This is a genomic window from Amycolatopsis sp. NPDC058278, from assembly GCF_042881395.1.
Taxonomy (GTDB): Bacteria; Actinomycetota; Actinomycetes; order Mycobacteriales; family Pseudonocardiaceae; genus Amycolatopsis.
On record NZ_JBHVXZ010000019.1, the window covers coordinates 65179 to 80450 of the forward strand.

At 70.9% G+C, this 15272-nt stretch carries 13 protein-coding genes; 10 read left to right on the top strand and 3 right to left on the bottom strand.

Translation table 11 applies throughout. The annotated features are described in order from the left end of the window. Positions 1–12: 12 nt before the first annotated feature. Entirely contained in the window at positions 13–465 is a 453-nt protein-coding gene (locus ACFVYA_RS12645) for a DUF350 domain-containing protein (RefSeq protein WP_285987660.1), read from the top strand. Positions 466–503: 38 nt separating this feature from the next. Beyond that, on the top strand, positions 504–1409 hold the full coding sequence (locus tag ACFVYA_RS12650) for a haloalkane dehalogenase (protein WP_387044757.1): 906 nt from the start codon (positions 504–506) through the stop codon (positions 1407–1409). A gap of 319 nt (positions 1410–1728) precedes the next feature. On the opposite strand, the gene ACFVYA_RS12655 is transcribed toward ACFVYA_RS12650, so the two are convergent. Next, positions 1729–3021 (bottom strand): aspartate aminotransferase family protein, encoded by a 1293-nt coding sequence (locus tag ACFVYA_RS12655; protein ID WP_387044758.1) that lies wholly within the window; start codon positions 3019–3021, stop codon positions 1729–1731. A gap of 118 nt (positions 3022–3139) precedes the next feature. On the opposite strand from ACFVYA_RS12655, the gene serS reads away from it, so the two are divergent. Beyond that, positions 3140–4399, top strand: coding sequence for a serine--tRNA ligase (serS, locus tag ACFVYA_RS12660; RefSeq protein ID WP_387044759.1), 1260 nt, complete (start codon positions 3140–3142; stop codon positions 4397–4399). A gap of 65 nt (positions 4400–4464) precedes the next feature. Continuing rightward, positions 4465–5466, top strand: coding sequence for a DUF3558 family protein (locus tag ACFVYA_RS12665; protein WP_387044760.1), 1002 nt, complete (start codon positions 4465–4467; stop codon positions 5464–5466). Here the strand turns inward: ACFVYA_RS12665 and lhgO are convergent. Further along, entirely contained in the window at positions 5463–6650 is a 1188-nt protein-coding gene (gene lhgO / locus ACFVYA_RS12670; RefSeq protein ID WP_387044761.1) for an L-2-hydroxyglutarate oxidase, read from the bottom strand. The two genes, ACFVYA_RS12665 and lhgO, sit on opposite strands and share 4 nt — an antisense overlap. A 78-nt stretch (positions 6651–6728) precedes the next feature. On the opposite strand from lhgO, the gene ACFVYA_RS12675 reads away from it, so the two are divergent. Both ACFVYA_RS12675 and ACFVYA_RS12680 read left to right on the top strand, forming a co-directional pair. Next, a complete protein-coding gene (locus ACFVYA_RS12675) occupies positions 6729–7337 on the top strand; it encodes a TetR/AcrR family transcriptional regulator (protein ID WP_353068106.1) in 609 nt (202 codons plus the stop codon). Next, positions 7334–7819, top strand: coding sequence for a nuclear transport factor 2 family protein (locus tag ACFVYA_RS12680; protein ID WP_387044762.1), 486 nt, complete (start codon positions 7334–7336; stop codon positions 7817–7819). The genes ACFVYA_RS12675 and ACFVYA_RS12680 overlap by 4 nt, the downstream gene beginning before the upstream one ends. A 219-nt stretch (positions 7820–8038) precedes the next feature. Here ACFVYA_RS12680 and ACFVYA_RS12685 read toward each other — a convergent pair whose 3' ends face one another. After that, positions 8039–11149: a BTAD domain-containing putative transcriptional regulator gene (locus ACFVYA_RS12685; protein ID WP_387044763.1), complete on the bottom strand. Its 3111-nt coding sequence runs from the start codon at positions 11147–11149 to the stop codon at positions 8039–8041. A 126-nt stretch (positions 11150–11275) separates the two neighbouring features. Between ACFVYA_RS12685 and ACFVYA_RS12690 the strand changes: the two genes are divergently transcribed. From ACFVYA_RS12690 to ACFVYA_RS12705, 4 genes are read left to right on the top strand one after another with little or no spacing between them, the layout of a single operon-like run. Then, the gene (locus ACFVYA_RS12690) at positions 11276–12409 is read left to right on the top strand and encodes a DegT/DnrJ/EryC1/StrS aminotransferase family protein (protein ID WP_285987670.1); all 1134 of its coding nucleotides are present in this window, start codon (positions 11276–11278) and stop codon (positions 12407–12409) included. A 23-nt stretch (positions 12410–12432) separates the two neighbouring features. Then, positions 12433–13362, top strand: coding sequence for an NAD-dependent epimerase/dehydratase family protein (locus tag ACFVYA_RS12695; RefSeq protein ID WP_387044764.1), 930 nt, complete (start codon positions 12433–12435; stop codon positions 13360–13362). Between the two features lie 32 nt (positions 13363–13394). Then, positions 13395–14591 (top strand): glycosyltransferase family 4 protein, encoded by a 1197-nt coding sequence (locus ACFVYA_RS12700; protein ID WP_387044765.1) that lies wholly within the window; start codon positions 13395–13397, stop codon positions 14589–14591. Further along, the gene (locus ACFVYA_RS12705) at positions 14578–15207 is read left to right on the top strand and encodes an acyltransferase (protein WP_387044766.1); all 630 of its coding nucleotides are present in this window, start codon (positions 14578–14580) and stop codon (positions 15205–15207) included. The genes ACFVYA_RS12700 and ACFVYA_RS12705 overlap by 14 nt, the downstream gene beginning before the upstream one ends. Positions 15208–15272 lie beyond the last annotated feature (65 nt).

Consider the following 15272-nt stretch of genomic DNA (forward strand, 5'->3'; position numbering starts at 1 on the left):
GGGAGAAAATTCGTGAACACGACCCTTGCGCTGTCCGACACGTTCGGCTCCGACCTCGTGCGGGGGATCGGCGCGATCCTGCTGTACGGCGTCATCGGCCTGCTGCTGATGTTCGGCGGCTTCTGGGCGATCGACTGGACCACGCCCGGCAAGCTGTCGAAGCTGGTGACACAGGGCCTGCCGAACGCGGTGATCGTGACCGCGTCCGGGCTCCTCGCGATGTCGTTCATCGTCGTCGTGGCGATCTTCAACTCGGCGAGCGACCTCACCGAGGGCCTGATCACGTCGCTGGTCTACGGCCTGCTCGGGATCGTCGTCCAGGTGGTCGGGGTCCGGCTGCTGGAGTGGGCGACCCGCATCGACGTGGCCTCGACCATCGAGAGCGAGAAGTTCGCCCCGGTGAGCATCGTCGTCGCGGCGGCGCACATCGGCCTGGGCCTCGTGGTGGCGGTCGGCATCTCCTGATCTTGGCCGGAGTGGGCCGTTCGCACTAGCGTGGGTCCGTGCGCCTGCTGAGGACACCGGACGACCGGTTCACGGACCTGCCCGACTTCCCCTTCGAACCCCGGTACGCCGAGCTGGACGACCCGCACGACGGCCGGATCAGAGTCGGCTACGTCGAGGCGGGCCCGGCGGACGGTCCGGTCGTCCTGCTGCTGCACGGCGAGCCGAGCTGGTCGTTCCTGTACCGCAAGATGCTGCCGGTGCTGGCGTCGGCCGGGCTCCGGGCGATCGCCCCGGACCTGGTCGGCTTCGGCCGGTCCGACAAGCCGGCGAACCAGGCCGACCACAGCTACGCCCGGCACGTCGAGTGGATGCGCGGGTTCGCGTTCGACGCGTTGGACCTGCACGACGTGACACTGGTCGGCCAGGACTGGGGCGGCCTGATCGGGCTGCGCCTGGTCGCCGAGCACCCGACGCGGTTCTCACGGGTGGTCGCGTCCAACACCGGCCTGCCGAGCGGCGACCACGACATGCCGCCGGTGTGGCACGCCTTTCGCGAGGCAGTCGAGAAGGCGCCGGTGCTGGACGTCGCGCGGTTCGTGCAGTCCGGGTGCGCGTCCACGTTGCCGGATCCGGTGCGGGCCGCTTACGACGCGCCCTTCCCGAACGAGACGTACAAGGCCGGTCCGCGGGCGATGCCGGGGCTGGTGCCCTACCGGCCCGACAACCCCGCGACGGAGGCCAACCGCGCGGCCTGGAAGACGTTGAGCGGGCTGGATGTGCCATTCCTGGTCGCGTTCTCCGACGGCGACCCGATCACGGGTGGGATGGCTCCGGTTCTGCAGCGCTCGATGAGGGGCGCGCAGGGGTTGGCGCACCCGGTGATCGCCGGGGCGGGACACTTTCTGCAGGAAGATGCCGGTGAGGAACTGGCCGAGCATGTGGTGCGGTTCGTGCGGGGCTGAGCAGCTGAAACTCCGACCGGAGGGGCGGGGGAGGTCGGATCCGCTCTGCCGCGGCAGAGTTTTCTGCTGTGGCAAAAGACTGTCCTCGCCGGACCGGCAGGCTCCGGGATGGCCACCCGGATCGCTGCCCTCTCCCTTTCGCGTGTGGGCCGCTGGGTGGTCATCCCGTCGCCTGATTGAGGCCTATCACTTTGAGCCGGGCCCGCAAGCTTGCGTTGTCGTCTTGCCTTGGTCTTGGGGTTGCGGGCCCGGCTCAAAGTGATTTTTGCGGCCTCAGGCGACGGGATGACCACCCCGCTCCTTGGTGTGGGGGCTTCTGTCAGGCCAGCGCTGCGTGGGTTGCCGCCAGGGAGTCCGCCAGGATGTCCAGGCCTTCCTGGGCTTCGTCCGCTGTGAGGGTCATTGGGGGGCCCAGGCGCAGCACGTTGCCGTGCAGGCCGCCCTTTCCGATCAGCAGCCCGCGCTTCTTCGTCTCCTCCAGCATTCTTGCCGCCGCCGGGATGTTCGGCGTTGTTGTGCCCGGCTTGATCAGCTCCACTCCGATCATCAGGCCCTTGCCGCGGACCTCGGCGACCAGGGGCGACTCCGCCGCCTGCAGGCCCTTGATCAGCTGCGCCCCGCGGGCTGCGCAGTTGGCCTGGAGGTTGTGGTCCTTGATGTAGTCCAGGACCGCCGTTGCGCCGGCCATCGAGACCGGGTTGCCGCCGAACGTCGAGAACGACTGGGCCTGGAAGCAGTCCAGGACGTCGGCGCGGGCCACCACGCCGCCGACAGCCAGGCCGTTGCCCAGGCCCTTGGCGAACGTCATCATGTCCGGGGTCACGCCGTGCGCCTCGATGCCCCAGAAGTGCTCGCCCGTGCGACCCCAGCCCGTCTGGACCTCGTCCGAGATGAACAGCACCCCGTACTCGTCCAGCACCTCCTTCATGGCCCGGAACAGCCCGTCCGGTGGCAGGCTGAAGCCGCCCACGCCCTGGATCGGCTCGGCGATCAGGCACGCCACGTCGCCCGCCGTCGCCGTGTCCAGGACGTCCACCAGGTCCGCGACGCACGCGTCGATATACGCGGCGTCCGACATGTCGCGGAAGGGGCTGCGGTAGCGGTAGCCGCCGTGGACGTAGTTGACCTTCACCGGGCTCAGCGCCGACGCCGACCAGCCGCGGTTGCCGGTGATCGCGACCGTGCCGAACGAGCGCCCGTGGTAGGAGTTCCGCATCGCCAGCACCTGGTTGCTGCGGCGGTACTGCGTCGCCAGCATCAGCGCCGTGTCGTTGGCCTCGCTGCCGGAGTTCGTGAAGAACACCTTCGCGTCCGGGATGTTCGAAAGCTTGGCGATCCGCTCGGCCAGCTCGACCTGCGACCGGATCAGGTACAGCGTCGACGTGTGCAGGATGCCCGTGTCGAGTTGCTTGCGGACCGCGTCGCCGATCTCGGCGACGTCGTAGCCCATCGAGTTGGTCAGCACCCCCGCGAAGAAGTCCAGGTACGTGCGCCCCTGGGAATCCGTCATCCGGCGGTCGTGCGCGTGCACGATCTCGATCGGCTCTTCGTAGAGCAGCGACATCCAGGACGGCATGACTGCGCGGTGCCGGGCCAGCAGCTCGTCGGTCATCGGGCGCCTCCTCAGGGTTTCCCTGGAGTATGAGGAGGCCGTGAACAGCGCTTCAACGATCAGACTGTCGGGATAACCCAGTAGGGCCGCACAGTCTGTACGGACTACCCTCTGACCCGTGATTGACCCCAGGACTCTGCGCGATGACCCGGAAGCCGTGCGCGCGTCGCAGCGCGCTCGTGGTGAAGACGAGGGAGTGGTCGACAAGCTGCTCTCCCTCGACACTCGCCGCCGGTCTTCGATCGCGGCCGCCGACAAGCTGCGCAACGAGCAGAAGCTCCTGGGCAAGCAGATCCCGAAGGCGCCGCCGGAGGAGAAGCAGCAGCTGCTGGCCACGGCCAAGGAGCTCGCCGCGCAGGTCAAGGCGGCCGAGGTGGAGCAGAACACCGCGTCGGAGGAGTTCGACACGCTCTTCCGGACCGTGCCGAACCTGGTCCACCCGGACGCCCCCGTCGGTGGCGAGGACGACTTCGCCGTGGTCAAGCACGTCGGCGAGCCGACGAAGCTCGGCTTCACCCCGAAGGACCACCTCGAGCTGCTCGAAGGCCTCGGCGGCGTCGACATGGAACGCGGCGCGAAGGTCTCGGGCTCGCGGTTCTACTTCCTCACCGGCGTCGGCGCGCAGCTGCAGCTCGGCCTGCTCAACATGGCCATCGCGCAGGCGCTCGAGAACGGCTTCACGCCGATGATCACGCCGTCGCTGGTCCGCCCGGAGATCATGGCCGGCACCGGCTTCCTCGGGCAGCACTCGAGCGAGATCTACCACCTCGCGGACGACGACCTCTACCTCGTCGGCACGTCGGAGGTGCCGCTGGCCGGCTTCCACTCCGACGAGATCCTCGACCTGACCGACGCGAAGCGCTACGCGGGCTGGTCGTCCTGTTACCGCCGCGAGGCCGGCTCCTACGGCAAGGACACCCGCGGCATCATCCGCGTCCACCAGTTCGACAAGGTGGAGATGTTCGTCTACGCCAAGCCGGAGGAGGCCGAGGCCGAGCACGCGCGGCTGCTCGGCTGGGAAGAGGAGATGCTCGCGAAGATCGAGGTGCCTTACCGGGTGATCGACACCGCGACCGGCGACCTCGGCACGTCCGCGCACCGCAAGTTCGACTGCGAGGCGTGGATCCCGACCCAGGAGACCTACCGCGAGCTGACCTCGACGTCCAACTGCACGACGTTCCAGGCCCGCCGGCTGGCGATCCGCTACCGCGACGACAACGGCAAGCCGCAGGTCGCCGCGACGCTCAACGGCACGCTGGCCACCACCCGGTGGATCGTCGCGATCGTCGAGAACCACCAGCAGGAGGACGGCTCGGTCCGCGTGCCGGAGGCGCTGCGCCCGTTCGTCGGCGGCAAGGAAGTCCTCACGCCCCGCTGAATCGGGTGGATCCGCGGTGCTGCTCCGTTCGTCCCAGTACAGTCCGGGCCGAACGGGAGGACCTAATGCGGAACAAGTGGCAGGTCGCGGCGGCGCTGGCGGCCGTGACCGTGGTGACCGGCTGCACGGTGACGGTCGGTGGCTCGGCGTCGCCCGTGCCGGGCCAGGGCCCGATCGTCAAGGCGGCCGACGCCTGCACGCTGCTCGACCAGGCCCAGGCCGACGCCCTCGGCTACCAGTCGCCGGGCCGTTCGGTGAAGGAGAACAAGGAGCGGCTCCAGCCGCCGATGTGCCTCTGGAGCTCGAAGGACGACATCGAGCCGTCGGCCGTCCTCAACGTCGGCATCGCCTCGGACATGGACTTCAACGAGTACATCTCCGGCGCCGTCAAGAAGTCCGAGCCGCAGCAGGTCGGCGGCCTCAGCTGGACGCAGTACGCCTCGATCCTGCCCGACGACTGCACGTTCTACGCGCTGCTCGGGGCCAAGTCGTTCGCCTACGTCGGCGTCTCGGCGGGCAAGATCGACAAGTCGTGTGAACTGGCGAGGACCGTGATCCCGCAGGTCGCGGCCCACCTGCCGGGCGGGCAGGACGCCCCGCCGCTCACGCCGTCGACGTCGGCGAAGCCCGAGCCGGGCGGCCCGCTGCTGTCGGCGGACCCGTGCGCGATGCTGAAGCCCGACCAGGTGGCGCAGCTGAAGGACATCTCGCCCACCGGCGAGAAGGACACCTCGTCCACGGTGCCGGACGCGTCGTACTGCCTCTGGGACGACACCGACGGCGACGGCGGCCAGAAGGCGTTCGAGGTCTGGTTCGGCCCCAGCACGCCGGTCGGGGACTGGCCGGGCGCGAAGGGCGTCAACCCGACCGAAACCGCCGACGTCGGCGGCCGGAAGTGGGGCCTGTTCCCGAACATGGGTGGCCTGCGGGTGAACTGCGGCGCGACCCTGGCCATCACCGACACCTCGTCGGTACAGGTGGTCAGCGGGTTCATCGGCGATGACGCGAAGACCTGTGACCTCGTGAAGCAGGGCCTGCCGCTGGTGACCGCGAACCTGCCCGGCTAACCCTCGGAGACCTGGTCCGCGATGTGGCGCGCGATCTCCAGCGCGCTCGTCGCGGCCGGCGACGGCGCGTTCAGGACGTGCACCTGGTCGCGCGCGGTCTCGATGAGGAAGTCGTCGACGAGCGAGCCGTCGCGGCGCATCGCCTGGGCGCGCACGCCGGAGCCGTGGCGGACGATGTCGTCCTCGGTGACGGCCGGCACGAGCCGCGCGAGGCTCGCGGCGAAGCGCTTCTTGGAGAACGAGCGGCGGACCTCGTCGAGCCCGGTCGGGAACGCGTACTTGCGCGCGAGCCGCCAGACGCCGGGGAAGGCAGCGACCTCGGCGACGTCCTTGGCGGAGAAGTCGCCCCAGCGGTAACCCTCGCGGCGCAGCGCCAGCACGGCGTTCGGGCCGGCGTGGACGCTGCCGTCGAGCATGCGCGTGAGGTGCACGCCGAGGAACGGCAGCGTCGGGTCCGGCACCGGGTAGATCAGGCCCTTGACCAGGTGCCGCCGGTCCGGCTTGAGCTCGTAGTACTCCCCGCGGAACGGCACGATCTTCGCGGACGGCGTCAGCCCGGCCAGCCGCGCGACGCGGTCGGAGTGCAGGCCGGCGCAGTTCACCAGCGCATCGGCCTGGACGACGTCGTCGCCGGTCGCGACCTCGACCCCGCCGTGGCTCCCGGCCCGGATGGCCAGTGCGGGCGAGTCCAACCGGAGGTCGACGCCGGCTTCGTCGAGCAGCCGGACGAGCGTGTGGCAGACGGCCGGGAAGTCGATGATCCCGGTGGATTCGACGCGCAACGCGGCGACACAGGCGACTTCGGGCTCGTACTCGCGGGCTTCGGCGGGCGAGATCTGCTTGGCCGGGACACCGTTGGCCTCCGCGCGTTCGGCGAGGGTGTTCAGCGCGGGGATCTCACGCTCGTGGGTCGCGACGACGAGCTTCCCGCACACCTCGACGGGCACGCCGTACTGCCGCGCGAAGTCCACGATGGACCGGTTGCCGGCGACGGACATCCGCGCCTTGAAGGAACCCGGCTTGTAGTAGAGCCCGGCGTGCACGACGTTCGAGTTGTGCCCGGTCTGGTGTGCCGCCCAGCGGGATTCCTTTTCCAGGACGGTGACGTCCAGCCCGCGCCTGGTCAGCTCCCAGGCCACGGCCAGACCGACGATCCCGCCCCCGACGACTACGACGTTGCGCACGGTCGATCAGGCTACGCGAGTCGTCGCAGGTGGTGTTCCTGGCGTTACCTAACGTCTGTCAGGTACGGTACCTAACCGATGTCAGGTAAGCGGTTGACGAGGGAAGCGCGCCGCGAGCGAATCCTCGCGGCGGCCGGCGAGGTGTTCGCTTCGTCCGGCTACGACGCGGCCGGGATGCGCGAGGTCGCGGCGGCCGCGGGGATCAGCACACCGGTTTTGTACGACCACTTCCCGGCGAAGGCGCAGCTGTACGGGGCGCTGCTGGAGTCCGAAGTGGAGGGCTTGCTGGCCGGCTGGGCCGCGCTGCCGGCGTCGGACGATCCGGAGGTCCTGCTGCGCAGCCGCGTTTCGGCGATCTTCCACTGGATCGAGGCGAACGAGCGCGGCTGGCGGATGATCTTCGCGGAACCACCGTCGGACCCCGCGGTGGCGTCGGTGCACCGACGCGGCCAAGCCCGCGCGACAGCCAACCTGGCGTCGCTGTTCCACGGGGTGCCGCTGGATCTGACGTCCCGCATCCCGCGTCCGCTGGCCGACGAGGTGCTCGCGGAGGCGTGCAAGAGCGCACTCAACTCGATCGCGACGTGGTGGTGGGACCACCGCGAGATCCCGCGCGACGAGGTGGTGGCGCTGACGGCCGATCTGCTGTGGCGCGGGCTCGCCACGCTGACCAAGGGGGAACGATGAGCACGGAGACGTATCGCCGCGCAGCCGAAACGCGCGACGTCGAACTGGCGATGACGGCGTTCGCACCGGACGCGGTGCTGCATTCGCCGTTGACGTCCCGGGTCCGCTTCACCGGCCACGCCGAGCTGCGGCCACTGATCGAGGTGGCGTACCGGCACTTGACGGACATCAGTTTCCACACGGACACCGGCGACGCGCGGACCCGGGTGGTGGTCTACACCGCGCGGATCGGCGGCGAGCCGATCGAGGAGGCCGCGCTGCTGAGGTTGAACGACGAGGGCCTGATCGAGGAGGCAACGCTGTTCGTGCGGACGCTGCCGGGCCTGGTGGCGCTGATGGACCGCTTCGGCCCGGACATCGCCCGCGCGAACGGCCGGCCGGTGGTGGCGCGGGTGTTGAGCGTGCTGGTGAAGCCACTGCTGGCGATGGTCCGGTCGGGGGACCGGAGGGCGGTCCCGCTGGTCAGCGGCCGAGGTGCGTGAGGAAGGCCCGGCAAGCCGGGGTGGTTTCGGTCGCGCACCTGCCGCCGGATGACGGCACGAGCGCCGAGAGAGTCGGTGGGCGCTATTCACCGGCCAAGGCCGCCAGCTCGACCCCTTCGATTTCGTCGGCGAGCCGGCGTCCGTACGGACCTCGCGGATCTCGGCCGCGAGGGTGCGTGCTCGGGGGGTGACGATGTCCGTCTTCGGCATGGGGGCAATTTACGTGTCCGAACTCGTGGACACCTCTCCCTCGTTCGAGTGCTCCAAGACCTTCTGCGCACTCATCCCCAGCCCGGTCCGGTACGCCCGCTCGAACTCGTCCACCCCCAGCGATGCCACCAGCCGCCCGCGGACCGCCGTCACGTCCGGGTCGCCGCTGATCGCCGTGCCCCGCACCGCCGCGGCCGCGCCCAGCAGCACCGCCGCCTCCGGTGGGCGGGCGGCTCCCGCGAGACCCTCCAGCGCGAACGCCACCACGTCGCCCGCGTTCCACTGCCGGCCGAGCAGCAGCGCCGAGCGGTGCAACGAGGCGGCCGCGGACCGGTTGCCCTCCGCCAAGGCCAGCCAGCCCAGCGAAACCAGGGCCGTCGCCCGCACCGACTCCGCCGCGAACGAGCCTCCCGCGCACTCCGCCAGCGCGCGCTCGCACAGCTCCCGGGCCGCGGCCAGGTCGCCCGACAGGCGGGCCAGGGTCGCCGAACCGACGTACGCCGCCGCGCGGGATTCCGGCATGCCCGAACGGCGGGCCGTTGCCGCCGCCAGTTCGTAGTCCGCGCGGGCGCGGGCGTGGTCTCCCGACAGCAGGTGCGTCCACGCCCGGCGGCAGATCAGATCCGCCACGTCGTCCGTCGCGCCGATCTCGTGCATCAGTCCCAGCGCCTCGTCCATCAGCGGCAACGCGGCCGCGTACTCGCCGCGCCAGGTCAGCAGCTGGGACAGGTGATCGAGCGCCATCGACAGGCCCCACCGCTCGCCCAGCGCGCGGAACTGCGCCGCCCCTTCGCGCAGGCCTTCCTCCGCGCCCACCAGGTCACCCGACATCATCGACCGCAGGCCCATGCCCATCGGCAGCAGCGCCCAGCCCCACGCGTCCCCCGCGGCCAGCAGGCTCTTGCCCCGGCCGAGCAGTTCGGCGTCGTCGCCCGGCGGCCCGACCACCACCCCCAGCAGCATCACCAGCATCGGGTTGCGGGGCGCCCAGTCCTCGTCCGCCGCGTACCGGCGGACCAGCGGCAGGTACTGCTCCAGCGACTCGTGCGGCTGCCCGGCCAGTGCGCCGAGCACGCACACCAGGAACTCCTCGACGTACTCCTCGCGCAGCTCGGGCGAGCACCGCGAAACCACGGCCAGCGACAGCCCGGCGCCCTCGAACCGCCGCCCGCGCATCCACCAGTACATCGCCAGCAGCGGCACCAGCCGCAGCGCCAGCACGACGTCGTTCCCGGTCGACCAGCGGAGTGCGGCCAGGATGTTGTCGTACTCGGCGTCGATCCGCGCCAGCCACTCCAGCTGCTCCGCGGTCCGCAGCATCGGGTCCGCCTCCGCGGCGAACCGCAGGAAGTACTCGGCGTGCGCGCGGTGGAACGTCTCCGCCTCGCCCGCCTCCGCGAGCTTCTCGCCGCCGAACGCGCGGATCGTCTCCAGCATCCGGAACCGGCCACCGACGGCTTCCACCAGGGACTTGTCGGCCAGCTCCGGCAGCAGGTCGACGTCCGCGCCGCACACCTCGGCGGCGGCCGCGGCGGTCGCGCCGCCGGGGAACACCGTCAGGCGGCGCGCGAGTTCCCGCTCCTCGCCGGTCAGCAGGTCCCAGCTCCACTCGACGACCCCGCGCAGCGAGCGGTGCCGGGCTTCGGCTGTCCGGCTGCCACGGGCGAGGAGCCGGAAGCGGTCGTCGAGCCGGGCGGCGATCTCGCCGAGGGACAGGGTCCGGACGCGAGCCGCCGCCAGCTCCAGTGCCAGCGGCAGGCCGTCGAGGGCCGCGCAGACGTGCTGGACGTCGCCGATCGTCGACTCGTCGAGCGCGAACGCGGGATCGCTCGCGGCCGCGCGCTCGGCGAACAGCCGGACGGCCGCGAACTCCGAGGCCTGCGCGGCCGCCGTCCCGGGCGGCGGGACGGCCAGCCGCGGCACCGGCGCCAGCTGCTCGCCGGTGATGCCGAGGGGCTCGCGGCTGGTGGCCAGCACCCGCAGCCCCGGGCACGCGGCGAGCAGCCGTGCGGCCAGCCGGGCCGCCACCTCGACGACGTGCTCGCAGTTGTCCAGCACCAGCAGCACCGGGCGGTCGCGCAGCGCCGGCACCAGCCGCTCGACCGGGTCCTGCGGGCCGCCACGCGAGCTTTCGCGCAGGCCGAGCGCGGCCAGCACCGCGCCGGCGACGTCGGCGCCGCCGTGCGGGGCGAGCTCGACAAACGCCACCGGACCGGCCTGGGCCGCGGCGACCTCGACCGCCAGCCGGGTCTTGCCGGTGCCGCCCGGGCCGGTCAGCGTCACGAGCCGGCTGCGTTCCAGCAGCTGCGCGACCTGCCGCAGCTCGGCGTCACGGCCGACGAAGGTGGTCAGCTGGGCGGGCAGCGCCGGGAGCACGGGCTTCTCGGTTTCGCCGCGGAGCACCGCGAGGTGGGCTTCGGCGAGCTCGGGGCCGGGGTCGGCGCCCAGTTCGTCGGCCAGCGTGCGGCGGGCGTCTTCGAACGCGGCGAGCGCGTCGGCCGGGCGTCCGGCGGCGGCCAGCGCCCGGACGAGCTGCGCCCGCGGCCGTTCCCGCAGCGGCTGCCCGGCGACGGTCTCCCGCAGGCCGGCGAGGACGTCTTCGGCCTGTCCGAGCGCCAGCCGGGCCCCGACGTGGTCGTCCGCGGCGTCCGCGCGCAGCTCCTCGAGCCGGGTGGCCTGCGCGGCGGCGAAGGGCGCGTCCGCGAGGTCGGTGAACGCGGGCCCGCGCCACAACGCCAGTGCCTCGCCCAGCACCTCCGCGGCCCGCCCGTGCTCGCCGTTCTTCAGCAGCGCGCGGCCGGCACGGGTGAGCCGTTCGAAGCAGTGAACGTCCACTTCGTCCGGTGCGACGGCCAGCCGGTACCCGGCCGCGGTGAACTCGACCGGCGCGAGGTCCTTCAGCGCCGTCCGCAGCCGCGACACCTGCGACTGGAGGGCGTTCGCGGCGCCGTCCGGCGGGTGTTCGCCGTACATGCCGTCGATCAGCCGGTCGGCCGGGACGAACCGCCCGGCCTCCAGCGCGAGCAGCGCCAGCAGCGTCCGCGACCGCGGGCCGCCCACCGTCACCTGCGTGCCGTCCGGGCCCCACGCGGCGACGGCCCCCAGCACCCCGAATCGCATGAACCCAGCCTAAGACGTCCCCGACCTGGGGGAAGCGTCACTCCACAGGGGAGTTCGGCGTGGGCCTGTGAATCACCTGAGCGTGCGTCTATACACTTCGCCGAGTCCCCACGCAATGGGAGAGGTATGTCGTCAGACAGCATCGCCCTCGGTCAGCCGACCGTCGGTGAAGAGGAGCTAGCCGCCGTCGCCGAAGTCTTCCGGTCCGGGTGGCTGGCCGGTGCCGGACCGGCGTGCCGTCGCTTCGAGGAGCGCTTCGCCCAGGTCACCGGTACGGCGCACGCCTTGACGACCGCGAACTGCGGTTCGGCGCTCTTCCTGGGCCTCAAGGTCCTCGGCGTCCGGCCGGGCGACGAGGTGATCGTCGGCGACTACACCTTCCCGGCGACCGGTCACGCCGTCGTCCAGGCGGGCGCGAAGCCGGTCTTCGCCGACATCCGCCCGGACGTCTTCAGCGCGGACCCGGCGCACGTCGAAGCCCTGGTCACCCCGAAGACGGTGGGGATCCTCGCGGTCGACGTCGCCGGCCAGCCCGGTGACTTCGACGAATACCGCGCGATCGCCGACAAGCACGGCCTCTGGCTCTTCGAGGACGCCGCCTGCGCCGCGGGGGCGACGTACAAGACGCGCCCGGCCGGCAGCCTCGCCGACCTCGCCGCGTTCTCCTTCCACGGCCGCAAGGGCATCACCGCGGGCGAAGGCGGCGCGCTGGTCTCCGACCGCGAAGACCTCATCGCCCGCGCCCGCAAGCTGCACACCTACGGCATCGAGCCGGCGATCAGCCGCGAAGGCTCGGACACGTTGCCCATCCCGGAGTTCCACGAGCTCGGCTACAACTTCCGCCTCTCGGACGTCCAGGCCGCGATCATGAACGTCCAGCTCGACCGCCTCCCGGACCTGCTGGCCGCCCGCCGCTCGGTCGCCAAGCGCTACCACGAGGCGTTCGCGGACGTCGGCGCGCTCACCGTGCCGGTGGAACTGCCCGACCGCGAGCACCCGTGGCAGGCCTACCTGCTCACGGTCGCGCCCGAGGTCAGCCGCGACACCCTGGCGCTGCGGATCCGCTCCCAGGGCGTCCAGTGCAACTTCGGCACCTACGCCTCGCACCTGCAGCCGATCTACGGGCCTCAGGCCCCGCTGCCCGTCTCGGCCGACGCGTTCGCGCGTCAGCTCGCCATCCCGATGCACGCCAACCTGACCGACGCCGAAGTCACCCGCGTCGCCGAGGTCGTGCGCGAAGCCGTGCAGTCCCTGTCCTGAAGCCGCCGACCGAGGAGAAATTGGTGTCCGACAAGAAGGTGTTCTTCACCGGGGGTGGCGGGTTCATCGCCGCGCACGTGATCCCGCTGCTGCTCGAGGGCGGCTACACGGTCCGGATCTTCGACAACATGACCCGCGGCGACCGCGACCGCGTCAACGAGTTCGTCGCCACCGGCCAGGTCGAACTGGTCGAGAAAGACGTCCGCTACGGCGGTGCGGTGCGCGAGGCGATGCGCGGCTGCACGCACGTCATCCACTTCGCGACGGTGTCGATCAACAAGTCGATCGCCGACCCGCACGAGTCGATCGACATCAACATGATCGGCAACCACAACGTGTTCGCCGCGGCCGCCGACGAGGGTGTCGAGCGGCTGGTGTTCGCCTCGACCGCGTCGGTCTACGGCGACCCGAAGCGGCTGCCGATGCACGAGGACGACGAGCTGCGCCCGCTCACGCCGTACTGCATCTCCAAGCGCGCGGGTGAGGACCTGCTGGGCTTCTACGAGCGCCAGAAGGGCCTGTCCTGGAACGCGCTGCGGTTCTTCAACGTGTACGGCCCCGGCCAGAAGATCGAGGCCTACTACACGTCGGTGATCAACCACTTCATCCAGCGCCTGCGCAGCGGCCGGCCGCCGATCATCGACGGCCGCGGCGACCAGTCGATGGACTTCGTGCACGTCACCGACCTCGCGCGGGCCGTCGTGGCGGCGCTGGAGTCGGAGAAGGCGAACGTGCCGATCAACATCGGCACCGGCATCGACACGTCGATCGCGGCGCTGGCCAAGATCCTCATCGAAGCCGTCGGTGTCGACGTCGAGCCGTTGTTCAACGAGCGTGACGTGCTGGTCTCGCGGCGTGCGGCCGACATCAGCCGGGCGCGTGAGGTGCTGGGCTGGGAGCCGCGGATCACCGTCGAGGACGGCATGCGGGAACTGGTCAGGGAAACGGAGTGAATTCCGTCGCGGGGCCGGCCCAGGGGCGTGCGATGCGCATCGCGGTGGTGAACAACTTCTTCCCGCCCCGCGTCGGTGGCAGCGCGCACATGGCGGCGTCGCTCGCGGCCCAGTTCGCCGCGGCCGGGCACGAGGTCTTGGCGATCACGGCCGCGTACGGCGACGCCCCGGCCGAGGAGGAGCGCGACGGCTACCGCGTCGTGCGGCTCCCGGCGGTGAAGATGCCGCAGATCGGCCTGTCGATCGACTTCGACATGAGCTTCGCGTCGCTGCTGCCGGGCAACTGGCGGCGGCTGTGGAAGCTGCTGGAGGAGTTCAAGCCGGACGCGATCCACCTGCACGGCCAGTTCTTCGACCTGTCGTGGCTGGCGGGGATCTACGCGCGGCGGCACGGCGTTCCGGCGCTGCTGACCATCCACACCCTGCTGATCAGTGACAACAAGCTGTACGGCGGCGTGTTCCGGCTGCTCGACGCGGTGCTCGTGCGGCCGATCCTGGCGTACCTGAAGCCGCGGTACGTCATCCTCGACAAGCTGGGCGTCGACTACTGCGTCGACCGCTACGGCACCAGCGACGCGAACTCGGAGTACTTCCCGATCGCCGTGGACACCGGCCACTTCGCGAAGCCGGTGACGAAGGACGTCCGCGCGGAGCACGGGATCGGCGACGCGCCGCTGATCGTGTCCCTCGGTCACGTCATCCCGCTGCGCAACCGGCTGCCGCTGATCGAGGCGCTCCCGTCCATTTTGGACAAGCACCCCGGCGTGCGGGTGGTCGTCGTCGGCCGGGTCTACCACGACGCGTTCCTCAAGCGGGCCGCGGAGATGGGGGTTTCGGACGCGCTGGTCGTCACGGGCGCGGTGCCGAAGGAAGACGTCCCGGCGTACTTCGCGGCCGCGGACATCGTCACGCACGACCTCAACGGCGGCTGCGGCACGGCGTCCCTGGAGGCGATGCTGTCCGGCACGGCGACGATCGCGTCGGTCACCGAGGACAACTACCCGGGCATCGAGCTGCGCAACGGCGAGAACGTGCTGCTCGTGCGCCCGGACGACGCCGAAGCCGTGGCGCGCACGGTGATCGAGCTGCTCGACGACCCGGGTCGCCGGGCCATGATCGCGCAGCGCGAGAGCGAGCTGGTGCGGTCGAACTTCGGCCTCGACGTCGTCGCGGAGGAGCATTTGAGGACGTTCGAGAAGCTGGTGTCGGAAGCCGATGTTCTTCGATGACGAGCGCAGCCACCGGCTGCGTCCGCAGATCCTGACCGAGCTCGTCTCGCAGTACATGAACGACGCCGAGCGCGCGCAGTTCTACGGGCTGCCCTCGACGTGCCGGGTGCGCGAGCGCGTGAAGATCATCAGCCCCGAGAACCTCAAGATGGGCGATCACTGCTGGATCGGCGAGGGCGCGGCCCTCGACGCGAGCGGCGGCCTGGAAATCGGCGAGCACACCAGCATCGGGCTCAACACGCTGATCTTCACGCACTCGAGCTGGCTGGCGAACATGACGCTGCAGAACCATTCGGGCAGCGACCTGATCGAGCGCAAGCCGGTGAAGATCGGCAAGGGCTGCTTCATCGGCGGCCTGGTGGTGATCATGGCGGGCGTGACGATCGGCGACTTCGCGACGGTCCAGCCGAACTCGGTGGTGGCCAAGGACGTCCCGCCGCGGACCCTGGTGGCGGGCAACCCGGCGCGGGTGTTCCAGCGCTACGACGAGGAGTACATCCAGTCCGAAGTGGACCGGGTGCGCACGGAGAACGCGCGTCGCCGGGCGATCGCGGAGCAACGTGGCGGAGATGCCACCGGCTGGGGCGCGCCGTCGGGCGACTACTCGGCGGAGTAGCGGTACGAGCGGGTTTGGATGACGGCGGCACCGGCGCCTGACGCCGGCACCGCCGTCGAGAAACC

Bases quoted from the DNA above. Each gene is read 5' to 3' on its own strand.
- ACFVYA_RS12655 (WP_387044758.1), bottom strand. From the start codon at position 3,021: ATGACCGACGAGCTGCTGGCCCGGCACCGCGCAGTCATGCCGTCCTGG.
- ACFVYA_RS12665 (WP_387044760.1), top strand. From the start codon at position 4,465: ATGCGGAACAAGTGGCAGGTCGCGGCGGCGCTGGCGGCCGTGACCGTG.
- ACFVYA_RS12675 (WP_353068106.1), top strand. From the start codon at position 6,729: ATGTCAGGTAAGCGGTTGACGAGGGAAGCGCGCCGCGAGCGAATCCTC.
- ACFVYA_RS12680 (WP_387044762.1), top strand. From the start codon at position 7,334: ATGAGCACGGAGACGTATCGCCGCGCAGCCGAAACGCGCGACGTCGAA.
- ACFVYA_RS12685 (WP_387044763.1), bottom strand. From the start codon at position 11,149: ATGCGATTCGGGGTGCTGGGGGCCGTCGCCGCGTGGGGCCCGGACGGC.
- ACFVYA_RS12690 (WP_285987670.1), top strand. From the start codon at position 11,276: ATGTCGTCAGACAGCATCGCCCTCGGTCAGCCGACCGTCGGTGAAGAG.
- ACFVYA_RS12700 (WP_387044765.1), top strand. From the start codon at position 13,395: ATGCGCATCGCGGTGGTGAACAACTTCTTCCCGCCCCGCGTCGGTGGC.
- ACFVYA_RS12705 (WP_387044766.1), top strand. From the start codon at position 14,578: ATGTTCTTCGATGACGAGCGCAGCCACCGGCTGCGTCCGCAGATCCTG.